Raw genomic sequence first — 13,685 nt, forward strand, 5'->3', positions numbered from 1 at the left:
GTATCCAAATGCAGGGAAAACAAAAGCCGCCCACCGTCGTCGTGCTTGAGTAAAAGCACGACGACGGCAGGCGGCTAGCGCGTTCAGCCTCAGGCGGGAAGGTGGCTGGCTACCTTCGGGGCTTCCGCTGCCGGCAGTCCCTCGCCGGCCTGGCCGTACAGCCAGTCGTTGTACTGGAAGTCGTTGTCCTTGCGGCTCTTGAACAGCAGGTTTCGGAGCGTCCGCCCCAGTCCGGAGACGTGCCAGGACTCACCCCAGACGCGGGCCGTGCGCTGGACCCGGGCGGTGCGGGCTGCGCGGACCTTGTTGAATTCCGCAATGGCGTCGTCCCACGCGGACGGGTTGGCGCCGTCGGAGGTGAAGACGGTGCCGGCGCTGACGTCCTGCAGCACGGCGGCGTCTTCGAGTGCCTGGCATGCGCCCTGGGCGAGGTACTGGAGCATCGGGTGGGCGGCGTCGCCCATGAGGACCATGCGGCCGGCAACCCAGTTTTCGATGGGGTCGCGATCGTACATGGGCCACCGGATGCTGGTGCCAAGATTCGCGAGGGCGGCCTGGACGGCGGGGACACAGTCCTTGTAGGCGGCCTGGAGCTCGTCCACTCCCCCGTACTGTTCTTCACCGCGCTCAAAGGAGGGGGATTTGAAGACAGCCACAGTGTTCAGCAGTTCGCCCTTACGTAGGGGGTACTGCACCAGGTGGCAGTCCGGTCCGAGATAGACCACCACGTCCTCAAGGTCGGTGGCGGGGGTCTCCGCGGTAATGGGAACCGTACCGCGGTATGCGACGTAGGCCGAGGAAACGGGTTCATCGGAGGCAACCAGGGTACGCAGCGTGGACTTCAGTCCGTCAGCGCCAATCACTACGTCAGCTTCATAATCGACACCGGCCGCAGTGTGAACGATGCCCCGTCCGTTCACGGTTTCCACGCTGTCCACCATGACGTCGTTGACCAGCTTCACACCTGCCGCTTCACATCCTTCGAGGAGTACGCGGTGCAGGTCGCTGCGGTGGATGACCACGTAGGGGGCGCCGTAGCGTTCCTCGAATTCCCCGCGCAACGACTGTCGGGTCAGCTCTTCACCGGTGACGGCGTCGCGGAACACAAGGTGCTTCGGCTGGACGCCGATCTCCAGGGCCTTCTCCAGCAAACCCCAACGCTTCAGGACGCGGGAGGCGTTCGGGGCCATCTGCAAGCCTGCGCCAACCTCGCCGAATTCGGGGGCACGCTCCACGAGCGTGACGTTGGCGCCGTTCTGGCGGAGGGCCAGGGCACCGGCCAGGCCGGCCATTCCTCCTCCCACAACCAAGACATCGGTGGACGGGGTGTACTCAGGCATTGTTTGCTCCTTGGGAGATCTTGTTCTTGATGTTGAGTCCGACGGCGGCCAACAGGACCGCTGCGACAGCGGCGGCACCGGCGAACGCGAGGAAGTTTGAGTTGACGCCCAGCCCGGCGGCGAGCAGCAGCCCACCCACCTGCGGCGCCACGACGGCACCGATGCGGCCCGTGCCCAGCGCCCAGCCGAGCGCGGTTCCCCGCAGATGGTCGGGGTAGTAGCTCGCCACTGCTGCGATGATGAGGCACTGCGTGCCATGGGTCCCGACGCCGGCCAGCACCAGCGCCAGATACACCACCGCCACGGGCGGGCTGGCCAGGAGGGCAGCAAGCCCGACGGCGGCGACGGCGGCGGCCGCTATCGCCGTCGGAATCGGACCGAAACGGGTGCCCGCCCAGGCGGTAAGGACCGAGCCGGCCACGGCACCAAGGTTCAGGGCCAAGGCGAACGTCAGGGCGGACCCGAGGTTGTATCCGGCCAACTGCATCAGGTTAGGCAGCCAGGTACCGAGGCCGTACCAGGCGAACAGGGTTGCGATGGTGGCCAAGGCGAACAGCACGCTGACACCGAGGTACGGCGCACGGAGGAGGGAACCGAACCCTGCCTTCTTGTTGGCGTCAGTGCTTGCGCCCTTCCCCGGTGCCAGGGTCTCCGGGATGAACTTGAGGCCCAGCGGTACCACGATCACCAAGGCCAGTGCTGCCACGAGGAACATGGCTTGCCAGCCGAAAGCGGGAATCAACGGGATGCCCACCAGTGCTGCGATGGAGCCACCGATCGGCACCCCGGACATCATGAGCGTGGCGATGGTGGACCGCCATTTGGTGGGGACCAACTCGGCCACCAGCGCGTTGGCGGAGGGGACAAGCCCACCCAGTCCTATGCCGGCGAGGAGGCGAAGAATGCCGAAAACGGCCGCGTTGGGGGCAAGGGCACACAGGATGGTGAAGACCGAGAAGACAATCGCACAACCGATGATGGTTTTTCGTCTGCCCCACGAGTCGGCCATTCTTCCGGCGAAGATGGCGCCGATCATCATGCCGAGGAATGCCATGGAGCCGATGGTCCCTGCGGTGGCTTTAGTCAGCCCCCAGCCTGTTTCGGAAATCAGGGATGACTGGACGGTGCCGTAGACGATGAGGTCGTAACCGTCGAAGACCACAAGCAGCCAGCAAACAAGGACGGCCAGCGCTGAGCCTTTGGAAAAGCGCGGCGCGGTGCCGGGAGCGTCAGCGGTGACGGCTCCGGAGGTTGGCCCATGCGACGCTGCAGCGGGAAGTGTGTGATTCATCCCACCACTGTCCTGCCGGTCGCAGCAGCAGCACCATACAATTCTGTTGTGCAGAATAATTCACCTCACCCGTCTACCCGGAAGCCGCTGCAGAAGCGGCCCACCTATTCCATTGAGGCCGTGGACAACGCCCTTCAGCTCCTCCAGCTGCTCCGCGATGGTGGCGCCCTCAGGCTCAAGGACGCCGCCGCCGAGTTGGGCGTTGCCCCGTCCACCGCCCACCGGCTGCTGGCCATGCTGGTCTACCGCGGATTCGCGGTCCAGGACGAAAACCGGCGATACGTGCCCGGGCCGGCGATGGGCGTGGGTCCCGCGGGACTGGGCTGGACCAGGCCCTTGCGCGACCTCGCGCTGCCACACATGGAACTCCTGTCGGCCCGGCTCGACGAAACGGTCAACCTGATGGTTCGGGTAGGCACCAAGGTCCGCTTCCTCGCAACGGTTGAGGGCAGCAACGTCCTGCGCATTGGTGACCGCCAAGGCACGGTCATGCCTGCAGACAAAACGTCCGGCGGCAAAGTCATGCTGGCCGAGCTTGAGCCGGCCATGATCGACCAGCTGTTCCGCAGCCAGAACGCCGGAATTGGCGGCGACACCATCCCGGACGACAGCTATCCCTCCTTCCTCCGGGAACTAGAGATGATCCGCGGCAACGGTTTTGCCGCAAATTTCGAGGGAACCGAAGAGGGCGTCAGTGCGCTCGGAATGGCCGTGCACAACCGGCATGGCCAAGTAGTGGGAGCGTTGAGCGTCGCCACACCTGCCACCCGGTTCCGCAAAGTGTTCGACGCCGGATTGGTCGCCGCCCTGCGTGAGACGTGCCGGCAACTCGAAATCGACATCGCCGCCAACCCTGCGGACGAGGACTAAGCAGAGCCACGGCCTTCACCCTACGTTGCGAGGCCCACTCTGCGCCCCAAACACGCCCCAAACCACGCAGAGTAGGCCCCACAACGCAGGAACTAGTTCTGTACAGCAGAATTTTCTCGAACCCCAGGTACCACCGTCCGTAGGGTCGAACTACGCCAAGAACTGTTCGGACCTATCGAGGAGGCCTACGTGTCCATCAGCGCCGAGAACACGACCCACGAATCCGTGGCCGCCAGCCACGCCCTGCCGGAGCCCACTCCGGAGGAGGCTGCCCAGTTGGAGCAGTTGTACAAGGATTTCGCTGCCGGGAACATGGTGCCTTTGTGGACGGAAATCGGTGACCTGATGCCGATGGTCCCCACCCCGAAGGCTGTGCCGCATGTCTGGCGCTGGGATGACCTGTACCCGCTGGCCGCCCGGGCCGGCGACCTGGTTCCGGTGGGCCGGGGTGGCGAGCGGCGGGCCATAGCCCTCGCGAACCCCGGCCTCGCTGGTACCCCGTATGCGACCCCCACGTTGTGGGCCGCGATCCAGTACTTGGGCCCGCACGAGGTAGCCCCTGAACACCGGCACTCGCAGAACGCCTTCCGTTTCGTGGTGGAGGGCGAGGGCGTCTGGACTGTGGTCAACGGGGACCCCGTGGCGATGCGCCGCGGAGATTTCCTGCTCACACCGGGCTGGAATTTCCACGGCCACCACAACGACACCGACCAGCCGATGGCGTGGATCGACGGTTTGGACATTCCGTTCGTGCACTACGCCGACGCCGGGTTCTTCGAGTTCGGCACCGAACGCGTCACCGATGAAGCAACCCCGGACATCTCCCGCTCGGAAAGGCTTTGGGCCCACCCCGGCCTCCGGCCCCTGTCCGGATTGCAGGACACCACCAACTCCCCCATCGCGGCATACCGGTGGGAACACACCGACGCGGCCCTCCGTGAGCAGCTCCTCCTCGAGGACGAGGGCCATCCGGCCACAGTGTCCCAGGGCCATGCCGCGATCCGGTATTCCAACCCGACCACGGGAGGGGACGTCATGCCCACCATCCGTGCCGAGTTCCACCGCCTCCGCGCCGGCGCCTCCACCGAACCGCTCCGCGAGGTCGGCTCCAGTGTCTGGCAGGTCTTCGAAGGCACCGGCACCGCCATCCTCAACGGTGAAACCAAGGCCCTGGCCAAGGGCGACCTGTTCGTGGTCCCGTCCTGGCAGGAATGGTCCCTTACGGCGGACGCCGATCAGCCCGGCTTTGATCTTTTCCGTTTCAGCGACGCCCCCATCTTTGAACGACTGAACTTCAACCGCAGCTACACCGAAGGACCAAGTAAATGAGACTGCTCACCCTCCGCACCGAAACCGCCACCGGCAAAGGCACCGTCGCCGTCCGCCAGGACGGCGACACCCTCACTGAAATCGACGGGTTTGCCGACGTCGGGGCACTCCTGGCCGATCCCGCCTGGGAAACCACGGCGAAGGCAGCCATCGGCGCAACGCACGCGCTCGACGGCGCCGACCTCGCCGCCGTCGTGCCCTCACCGGGGAAGATCATCTGTGTTGGCCACAACTACCGCAACCACATCAAGGAAATGGGCCGGGACATCCCCGAGCACCCCACCCTGTTCGCGAAGTACACCGAATCGCTGATCGGCCCGAACGACGACCTCGCCCTGCCGCAGGAATCGGACACCGTGGATTGGGAAGCCGAACTCGCCGTCATCATCGGCAAGAAGGGCCGCCGCATCCCCGAGTCCGAGGCGGCGGAGCACATCGCCGGTTACGCGGTCCTGAACGACGTCAGCATGCGCGACTACCAGTTCCGCACCATCCAGTGGCTCCAGGGCAAGACCTGGGAGAACTCCACCCCGTTTGGGCCCGCCCTGGTCACCAAGGACGAGTTCAGCGCCGGACCGCTCATGACCTCTGCAGTGGACGGAGAAATCCAACAGTCCACTCCCACCGGCGACCTCGTGTTCACTCCCGAATTCCTGGTCTCCTACATCTCCACCATCATCACCCTGAACCCGGGCGACGTCATCGCCACCGGCACCCCAGGCGGCGTCGGCCACGCCCAGGACCCCAAGCGGTACCTGCAGGAAGGCCAGCTCCTGGTCACCACCATCGAGGGCCTGGGCCAGCTGAGCAACCGCGTGGTCAAGGAAGCCTGATGGTCGCGCGCCACGACCTCGCCACCGACCCGCGCCTGCAGGAAGAACTCCTGCAGGCGCGGCGGGGCACCGCGTTCTTTGCCCGCAAACTCAACGAACTTTCCGACGCAGAGCTCGACGGCGGGACCCGCCTTCCGCACTGGACCCGCCGCTACGTCGTGGCCCACGTCGGGTACAACGCCCGCGCGATCGCACGGTTGGTGGAGTGGGCTGCCACCGGGGTTGAAACACCCATGTATCCCTCGCCCGAGGCCCGGAACCGGGAAATCAACTTCGGCGCCACGTTGTCCCCCATCGCGTTGCGGAACCTCTTCGACCATTCCGCCGTGCACTTGTCCGTCGAATGGCGCGACCTCCCGGACACGCACTGGACCCACGAGGTCCGCACCGCACAAGGCCGGACCGTTCCGGCGTCGGAAACCGTGTGGATGCGGACCCGGGAAGTGTGGATGCATGCCGTGGACCTCGACAACGGCGCCGCGTTCGACGACATCCCCATCCCTGTTCTGGAACGGCTCCTCAAAGACATCACCGGCGCTTGGAAAACCCGCGGTACCGATACTGGACTCCTCATCACGGTGGACGAAACCGGCCAGGCGTTCGGCGACACCAGTGCCACGAACCCGACGATCGTCACCGGGCCGCTGCCCGCCGTCGTCGAGTGGGCCGCCGGCCGCAGCAGGGACGGCGCGAAACCCGTCCCACCCCCTTGGATCTGAGAGTTTTGAACACGTACTGTACAAAAACCCGATAATTCAGCGCACTATGGGGAGATGAACGCCACCAGCCCGAACGGCCCGGTGGAGGGAGGCTCCAACGGCAGGGTGCCCCGCCTGCACCCGTGGAGCCGCTACGTGGCTTTGGGCGACTCGTTCACCGAGGGAGTAGGAGATCCGGAGCCGCGCAGCCCCGGGGGCTTGCGGGGCTGGGCGGACCGGGTAGCGGAGGAGCTCAGCAACGGACATCCGGACTTCGCCTACGCGAACCTGGCAGTCAGTGGAAAGCTGCTCCGCCAGATCCTGGACGAACAGGTGGGACCGGCGCTGGCCCTCCGGCCAGACCTGATCACCCTCAACGCCGGCGGCAACGACCTGCTCTTCCACCGGACAGATCCCGATTCGCTGGCCCTTGAGCTGGACGCGGGGGTGGAAGCACTGGCCACCACAGGAGCGTCCATCCTGCTGTTCACGGGCCCGGACTGGGGCGCCACGCCCGTGCTGGGGCGCACCCGCGGGAAGGTGGCCATCTTCAACGAAAATATCCGCATTGTCGCAGCCAGGCATGATGCCGTGATCGCAGACCTATGGGCCCTCCGCCAACTCACCAATCCCCAAATGTGGGACCCGGACCGCCTGCATTTCTCCCCGCTGGGCCAGCACACCATCGCCATCATGGTCCTGGATGCCCTCAACGTCCCGCACTCCCTGGAACCCCTGGCGCCGAAGCCCCTCCCGGAACGCAGTTGGCGCGAAGCGCGGGCGGACGACGCCATCTGGGCGCGGGAATACTTGGTTCCGTGGGTGCTGCGCCGCCTCAGGCAAAGGAATCCCGCCCAAGGCCGACACCCCAAGCGGCCCCAACCCGGCCCGGTTTTCGGCGCTGCCATGCCACCGGGGTCCTTTGTGGGCACCGATCCCCGTAACCTCACCGCGCGGGAGGACCGCCAGTAAACGTGGGCGGGAAACCGCGGGGTATGCATTCCATCACCCTTTGCCGCGCCTGTGGTGGCTTCGACAGGATCAACGCTAAAATTTCACTTGCCGCATGTACAAGCTCTTCGGCATCAACCGCGCTCTTTCCTCGGAGTGCCATACCGTGAGTGGGGGAAAACGACCAGTCATGACGACAGGCAGTACCCCCAACCCCCAGCCCGGATCTTCTTCGGTGAAAAACGTTCCTCCCGTCAGCCATACCCTTCAACCCCAGCCGTCGTCCCCGGCTGCTGGTAAGCCCGTGGCGTACCCTGCCATCTGGCAGGGGTTCCTTGGTTCGCTGTTCATGTTTGCCGGGTCGATCGGTATTGGATGGATCGCCAACGGATCCCCCATGATCCGGCATCCCATAGTCATTGCCCTCCGCACAGAAGGATGGGGCGTCACCACCTCGGCGGTGTTGCTGACTGTGGGCGCCATGCTGTTGGTGCGCTCCTGGCTCAGGCTCGGCCAACGGATGGGTACGTGGGAGGGTAACTCCCTGCGGCCCATTATTTGGGCCATCACCGCCTGGTCCCTGCCGTTGCTCTTTGCTGTGCCCGTCTACTCACGCGACGTGTATGCCTACATAGGCCAGGGCCGCCTGATGATGGAGGGCCAGAATCCCTACACGGTAGGCATCTCAACTCTTAGCAACTGGTTCTCCCTGGGCGCCGATCCTGCGTGGGCTGAAGCCAGGACGCCCTATGGGCCGTACTTCCTGTGGATGGAGCACATGGTTGTCGCCATCACGGGCGCCCAACCGGATGTGTCCGTCCTGCTGTTCAGGCTCCTGGCTGCCGGCGGCGTGCTGCTCTGCGTGGTGTACGTACCCAAGCTTGCTGCCCTCCACGGCATCAACGGCGCCCGGGCACTGTGGATCGCGGTGGCCAACCCCCTGTTCCTCATAAGCTTCGTGGCCAGTGCACACAACGACGCCATCATGGTGGGCCTGGCAGTGGCCGGCACGTACTTCGCCGCCACCAAGCGCCCGCTGATCGGCATCCTGCTGGTCACTGCGTCCATTGGCATCAAGCCGATCACCGTGTTGTTGCTCCCCTTCATCGGACTGATGTGGGCCGGCGCCGGAGCATCGTGGCCCCGGAAATTCGGGATCTGGGCAGCAACAGCGGGGATCAGTTTCGGCGTGTTGTTCCTCAGCGGAATCCCCCACGGCCTCGGCATGGGATGGGTGTGGGCCATCACCGATCCCACGCCCGGCTTCACCGGCTACTCGCCGTCGGGGTTCCTTGGCCAGCAAATCGAGTTCCTTGGAAACGCCCTTGGGCTCCCGGGCAACGCCATGGCCGACATCCTGCGCTCCGTCATGAAATGGGGCGGCGTGGGGCTGGTCCTGCTGCTGATGTTCCGTGGAGACCACTCCCGGGTGGTGCGGCGCATGGCCCTCGCGTTCGCGGCTTTGGTGCTGCTGTCACCCATCATCCAGCCCTGGTACATCCTCTGGTTCGTACCGTTCCTGGCCGTGACGGGCATCAGGGACGACTGGCAGATGCGCAGTCTCTACGTCGGAGTGACCTTCTTTGTGGTCTTCGGGGCGCAGGACCAGCTGTCCGTGTGGTCCTTCGTGGAGGTCTCAGTAGACCTTTCCTCGCTGGCCTTCGCGATCGCGCTGCTCTTTGCCTTCTACCTGGTGTTCCTGGACATCCATACGCGCAGGCTCCTGGTCCAAGGCAGGTTATCGCGCTGGGTGGGCCAGAACGACCGGCGGCTGCTCCACCGGCCACCCACCATCCGCTAGAGCGTTACCTGCCGGACCTGGCTCCGCCGTCCCAGTTCCACGGTCCGCTGAACCGACCACCACAACAGCACTACCAGCAGCACGTTCCTGATGGTGAGGACCGTGGCCATGACCGGGTGGGCGTGAATGAGCGGCGTGTAGAACAGCGGGTAGATCACGAACGTCGTCATGGCGATGGCCATCAGCAACGCGGCAGGCACCTTCCAACGGTTCCAGTCGTGCGTCAGGCCGGCCACGATCACCGGCGCCAGCCAGATGATGAACTGCGGCGAGCCCACCTTATTGAAAACGATGAACGCGGTGGTCATCATCAGCGCACCTTCAAGGAACAGCTCCTCGCGCTCGGCACCGCGTTTGAGGGCGCGGATCAGGAGGATCGCCCCGGCGACCGCGGCGACAATCAGCAACGGCTGCATCAGGAAAGCGGCTGCGTCGGCCCCGGGCCCGTAGACCTCGGTGGAGTTGATGGCCGTGTTGTCCGCCATTTTGGAGCCGGCGATGTTGAAGACACTGAGCCACACCCAGGGCGTGGAGAAGGTGGCTTCCAACTGCATGCCGCGCTCACCCTGGTTGATCAGGAAGTCCAGGATGTGCTTGAAGCCGCCAGTCAGGTAGGTTCCCAGACCCACGACGGCGGTGACGGCCGCGCCCGCTGCGACCATCTGCAGCCGCGAGCGGCTGGCAATGATCATTGGAGCGAGCACCGCCGCGGGCCAGACTTTGATCCACGTCGCGATACTGAGCAGCACCGCGGCAACTACCGGCCTCCGCGCAGCGCACAGCAACGCAATGAGCACGATCGGGGCCGTGATGCCCTCAACGCGGGCAAAGCTGAGGTAGCCCATGAAGACCGTGAAGAACAGCCACCACCAGGCAGGCGCGATTCCGCTGACCTTGCGCGGGCCCCTGGTCAGGTACCAGAGACCCACGGCGTTGAGCGCCGTGATGATCAGGAACCACATCAGCAGGTACAGGTCCGGGCCGGCTATTCCGGCAAGGAAGATGGGAATCTGTGCCAGCACCGGGTAGACCCAGGGACTGATCTTGCCCGGGTTCGCCGGGTTGTAGCCCTCCAGCGACCATTGCCGGTACTGCTCGGTATCGCTGAACGTGTCACCGTTGAGGAAGAAGGACGCCATCCAGCACAGGAAGAAGAAATGCACGACGGCGAAGCCCCACCACACGCTGCCGGGCCGGGCGAACCAAGCGACGACCGCGGGAGGCAGGACACGGCTGCGGACGCGGACCAGCCGGTCGAAGAACGTGGCAGAAATTTTAGAGCTCCTTGACCGCTGGTTCGGCAACGACTGAAGGCTTCCTGCCCAGTGAATAGAGGCGGCGCGCGGACCAGAAGAAGAGGACCACCAGGAGCACGTTGCGGATGGTCAGCACCATGGCCATCAGTGGGTTGTTGTGGCTCAGCGCATCGTAGAACAACGGGTAGATGAAGAACGTGGCCACCGCGATGGCTATCAGCATGGTGGCCGGGACGCGCCAGGCCTTCCAGTTGTGGGCCAATCCGACGGCCACGGCGGGGGCAAGCCACACCATGAACTGGGGTGATCCCACCTTGTTGAAGACAATGAAGGCGGTTACCAAGGTCAACGCGCCCGCGAGCAGGAGTTCGGTGCGGTCAACGCCACCGCTGACTTTTCCTTGGTGCAGGGCCCAGAAGGTCAGTCCGGCCACGGCGGCCGCGGCAAGCAGCAGGAGGGGCTGCATGAGCACCGACATGAAGGCCGTTCCGGGCCCGTCCACCTGCATGGAGTTGATGTCGGTGTTCATGTACATCCGGGAGTCGCCCACGCCCAGCACGGACAACCAGAGCCAGGGCGTGGTGAAGGTGGCTTCGAGCTGCATTCCGCGGTCACCCTGCTGGGTCAGGAAGTTCAGCAGCTTGGGAACGGCGCCGACCGTAGCGGCGAGTGCCACCACAACCGCCGTCGTCGTAATTCCTGCCAACACAACCAGCAAGCGGTTCTTGACCACGGCGAACAGCGCCAGCATCACAGCAGCGGGCCATACCTTGGCCCATGTGCCAATGCTCAGCAGCACCGAGGCGATGAATGGCCGCGTCACGCCGTACACCAAAGCGACCAGGACAATGGGGGCAGTCAACCCATCAACGCGTGCGAAGCCGAGCCAACCCATGAGCAGCACGAAGGACAGCCACCACCAGCCGGCGGGGATGGCCTCTGCGCGGCGGCCACGGTCGGTGAGCTTGAGCATCGCCCACCCGTTGAGGACGGTGGTGATCAGGACCCAGAGGAAGAAGAAAGGCCCGGAGCCCGCAGCGGCGGCGATGCCCATGGGGATAAGGGCCAGGATGGGGTACACCCAAGGACTTGGGCCGCCTGAGAGGTTGCTTTCGTTGAAGCCGGCCAGGGCCCATTCACGGTAGATAAAGGTGTCGCTGAAAGCCTCGTTGCGGAAGGCAAGCAGAGCAGCGAAGATCAGGAAGCCCAGGTGGACAACTACGAAGCCCCACAGCAGGCCCCGCGGCGTGTTGAGACGCTCCAGCAACCTCCCCGGCAGCGTTTTGCTGCGAAAATCCGCGAGAATACTGAAAAACCTGTCCATCAACGTAGAACTTCCTGGCTAGGTGGGTCCGTGCTTGAGCAGTCCCCAGTTTTCTTGGGACCGGCAAAACCCCCGCGTGCTACTTTACGCGAGTCACCCAAAAGCCTTGCAGTCAGCCGGCGGGCTGCGCTTCGGTCTGCGCACGGATGCTCCAGGTCGACCAGTCCAGTGGATGCACGGAAGGACGCCCCAGCAGGTATCCCTGGGCTGCGGTGACGTTCAACGCGGTGACTTCTTCAAGTTCGGCCGTGGTTTCGATGCCTTCCGCGATGACGCTGGCTCCGAGGTCCCTTGCGAGCTCCACGATGGCCCGTGCGCGCATCTTCTGCCCTGCGCTGCCTTCGATGCCTTCGATGAGGTGCCGGTCGAGTTTGATGATGTCCGGGCGCAGTTGCTCAACCCTGTCCAAGGAAACCAGGGCAGCACCCGAAGCGCTGACCGCCAACCGGAGTCCCAAGGCCCGGAGGGGACCCAGTCCATTGGCACCGGAGTGCCCGCCGGCGTCCTCCAGGCTGCCGGTCAGTTCAACGATGATGCGCTCGGGCGCCAGGGCAGCTGCGGCCAGCAGGTTACGCACCCGCGGGTCGATCGACGTGGCCGGGGTAAGGTTCAGCGCCACGGACATGTCATCCGGGACCTCGTGCGCGGCGGTCAATGCGCAGTGCAGCGCGGCGATTTCCAGTTCGGTGCCCAGTCCTGCGGCAGCTGCCTCGCTGAACCAAACGTCGGCGCCGGCACCGTCCTCGCCAACGAACCGGGTCAATGCTTCGACGCCCACCACCTCGCCTGTTGGCAGGGCGTGGACGGGTTGGAATGCCGTCAACAGGAGCTTGTCTGCGAGGACCGCCTGGATGCTCTCGCGGATCTCGGGGCTGACGGGAACGGAAACGGTCCGTGCTATGTCAGATGATTCCAGGTGCAGGCTGGCGGGCTCACGCTGGACAGGGACCTTAGCCCCCGATGCCGGGGTTTTCCTTGTCTCCAGCAGGTGTTCCAGGAGGGCGGCGGCGGGGTTGTCCGGGTGGGCATCCACCAACACGCGTAGCCTGTTCCGGGCCTCTTCGCTGCCGGGATCGGTGTCGGCCAGGATGGAAGCGATAATGTCCAGCACCTGCTCGCGCATGGTCGCACCGCTGCTTTGCGGCGCGGCCCCAGAGCTTTCATGGCGCGAGCTATCGGCACCGCGATCCGGTGGGCTGGAGCCCTCTTCTTGAGCCATCGAAATATTCCTTTATGTGAATCCCCCGCTGGCTATGCCAGACACCTGCCGGACCCGCAACATGTGGGCCTTGTCACGAATCTAACAGAACGAACCGCAGGACGTTGCTACAGGCCCTACTGGCATTAACCAGGCAAGAATTCGCCGGGTTCAATCTCCTTGGCCATCTCGTCCAGGAACCGCATCACAGTCTCCCGTTCGGCGGGGGTGAGCCGTGCTGCGGCGAGGAAGCGTTTGGCTTGCTGGCGGCCCACGGTGCGCATGGCGGCGTCGTGCGTTTCGGGTGTGATTCCAATGGCGAGCGCCCTGCGGTCGGAGGGGTGCGCGCGGCGGGTGATGTGGCCTGCACGTTCCAGCCGGTCGAGCAGCTTGGTGGTTGACGCCGTCGAAATGTGGAGGTGCGCCGCTATTGCGCCGGGGGTGGCAATAACGCCATGGTTGGCACAGACAATCAGGTAGTGCAGGGCGCGCATGTCCGACTGGTTAAGCCCCATGTAGATCCGGGAAGCGTCGGAGAGTCGCTCCTCAGCCTCGCGCAACCGCCCCAGGGCGGCCATGAGCTCGTTGATCTGCTGGATATCGGAGTCGGAGAGGCCGGAGCGGTCCACGAGTTCCTGGTGGGGATCGTTGGATTCCACGCTGTAAATGCCCGAGGAAACCGAGGCGTCGATTTCTTCAGGTTTGGACATGTTGAGTATGTTACACCCAACTTCTTACATGGTAGCCTTTCTTCTAGCTTATCTAGCAATGTTGTTCGTTGAGTTGTTCCGAGG

Annotated in this window: 12 protein-coding genes; 6 read left to right on the forward strand and 6 right to left on the reverse strand. The window is 64.6% G+C overall.

All coding sequences use genetic code 11. From position 1 onward, the window contains the following. Nucleotides 1-89: 89 nt before the first annotated feature. Nucleotides 90-1,340, reverse strand: coding sequence for an FAD-dependent oxidoreductase (locus NEK97_RS12260; protein ID WP_257370186.1), 1,251 nt, complete (start codon nt 1,338-1,340; stop codon nt 90-92). Then, the gene (locus NEK97_RS12265; RefSeq protein WP_257370187.1) at nt 1,333-2,631 is read right to left on the reverse strand and encodes an aromatic acid/H+ symport family MFS transporter; all 1,299 of its coding nucleotides are present in this window, start codon (nt 2,629-2,631) and stop codon (nt 1,333-1,335) included. The genes NEK97_RS12260 and NEK97_RS12265 overlap by 8 nt, the downstream gene beginning before the upstream one ends. Before the next feature lie 48 nt (nt 2,632-2,679). Here NEK97_RS12265 and NEK97_RS12270 point away from each other — a divergent pair, with 48 nt between their 5' ends. From NEK97_RS12270 to mptB, 6 genes are all read left to right on the forward strand, one after another. Further along, nucleotides 2,680-3,501 carry an IclR family transcriptional regulator gene (locus NEK97_RS12270; protein WP_257370188.1) on the forward strand — a complete coding sequence of 274 codons (822 nt, stop codon included), beginning with the start codon at nt 2,680-2,682 and terminating at the stop codon, nt 3,499-3,501. Between the two features lie 189 nt (nt 3,502-3,690). After that, nucleotides 3,691-4,830, forward strand: coding sequence for a cupin domain-containing protein (locus NEK97_RS12275; protein ID WP_257370189.1), 1,140 nt, complete (start codon nt 3,691-3,693; stop codon nt 4,828-4,830). Beyond that, nucleotides 4,827-5,663, forward strand: coding sequence for a fumarylacetoacetate hydrolase family protein (locus NEK97_RS12280; RefSeq protein WP_257370190.1), 837 nt, complete (start codon nt 4,827-4,829; stop codon nt 5,661-5,663). The genes NEK97_RS12275 and NEK97_RS12280 overlap by 4 nt, the downstream gene beginning before the upstream one ends. Next, complete coding sequence (locus tag NEK97_RS12285; RefSeq protein WP_257370191.1) at nt 5,663-6,382, forward strand: maleylpyruvate isomerase family mycothiol-dependent enzyme; 720 nt, start codon at nt 5,663-5,665, stop codon at nt 6,380-6,382. Before NEK97_RS12280 ends, NEK97_RS12285 begins: the two co-directional genes overlap by 1 nt. Nucleotides 6,383-6,436: 54 nt before the next feature. Then, nucleotides 6,437-7,333, forward strand: coding sequence for an SGNH/GDSL hydrolase family protein (locus NEK97_RS12290; RefSeq protein WP_257370192.1), 897 nt, complete (start codon nt 6,437-6,439; stop codon nt 7,331-7,333). A gap of 169 nt (nt 7,334-7,502) precedes the next feature. Continuing rightward, nucleotides 7,503-9,113, forward strand: coding sequence for a polyprenol phosphomannose-dependent alpha 1,6 mannosyltransferase MptB (gene mptB / locus NEK97_RS12295; protein ID WP_257370193.1), 1,611 nt, complete (start codon nt 7,503-7,505; stop codon nt 9,111-9,113). Here mptB and NEK97_RS12300 read toward each other — a convergent pair. From NEK97_RS12300 to NEK97_RS12315, 4 genes are all read right to left on the reverse strand, one after another. Continuing rightward, on the reverse strand, nt 9,110-10,363 hold the full coding sequence (locus NEK97_RS12300) for a glycosyltransferase 87 family protein (protein WP_374111533.1): 1,254 nt from the start codon (nt 10,361-10,363) through the stop codon (nt 9,110-9,112). The two genes, mptB and NEK97_RS12300, sit on opposite strands and share 4 nt — an antisense overlap. Nucleotides 10,364-10,388: 25 nt before the next feature. Then, nucleotides 10,389-11,693, reverse strand: a complete 1,305-nt coding sequence (locus NEK97_RS12305) for a glycosyltransferase family 87 protein (RefSeq protein ID WP_257370195.1) — start codon at nt 11,691-11,693, stop codon at nt 10,389-10,391. A gap of 112 nt (nt 11,694-11,805) precedes the next feature. After that, entirely contained in the window at nt 11,806-12,912 is a 1,107-nt protein-coding gene (locus NEK97_RS12310) for an EAL domain-containing protein (RefSeq protein ID WP_257370196.1), read from the reverse strand. Nucleotides 12,913-13,037: 125 nt separating this feature from the next. Next, entirely contained in the window at nt 13,038-13,601 is a 564-nt protein-coding gene (locus NEK97_RS12315) for a MarR family winged helix-turn-helix transcriptional regulator (protein WP_257370197.1), read from the reverse strand. Nucleotides 13,602-13,685 lie beyond the last annotated feature (84 nt).

It is taken from the genome of Paenarthrobacter sp. UW852, from assembly GCF_024608385.1.
In the GTDB taxonomy this organism is placed as follows: Bacteria; Actinomycetota; Actinomycetes; order Actinomycetales; family Micrococcaceae; genus Arthrobacter.

Bases quoted from the DNA above. Each gene is read 5' to 3' on its own strand.
- NEK97_RS12260 (WP_257370186.1), bottom strand. From the start codon at position 1,340: ATGCCTGAGTACACCCCGTCCACCGATGTCTTGGTTGTGGGAGGAGGA.
- NEK97_RS12265 (WP_257370187.1), bottom strand. From the start codon at position 2,631: ATGAATCACACACTTCCCGCTGCAGCGTCGCATGGGCCAACCTCCGGA.
- NEK97_RS12280 (WP_257370190.1), top strand. From the start codon at position 4,827: ATGAGACTGCTCACCCTCCGCACCGAAACCGCCACCGGCAAAGGCACC.
- NEK97_RS12285 (WP_257370191.1), top strand. From the start codon at position 5,663: ATGGTCGCGCGCCACGACCTCGCCACCGACCCGCGCCTGCAGGAAGAA.
- NEK97_RS12290 (WP_257370192.1), top strand. From the start codon at position 6,437: ATGAACGCCACCAGCCCGAACGGCCCGGTGGAGGGAGGCTCCAACGGC.
- mptB (WP_257370193.1), top strand. From the start codon at position 7,503: ATGACGACAGGCAGTACCCCCAACCCCCAGCCCGGATCTTCTTCGGTG.
- NEK97_RS12305 (WP_257370195.1), bottom strand. From the start codon at position 11,693: ATGGACAGGTTTTTCAGTATTCTCGCGGATTTTCGCAGCAAAACGCTG.
- NEK97_RS12310 (WP_257370196.1), bottom strand. From the start codon at position 12,912: ATGGCTCAAGAAGAGGGCTCCAGCCCACCGGATCGCGGTGCCGATAGC.
- NEK97_RS12315 (WP_257370197.1), bottom strand. From the start codon at position 13,601: ATGTCCAAACCTGAAGAAATCGACGCCTCGGTTTCCTCGGGCATTTAC.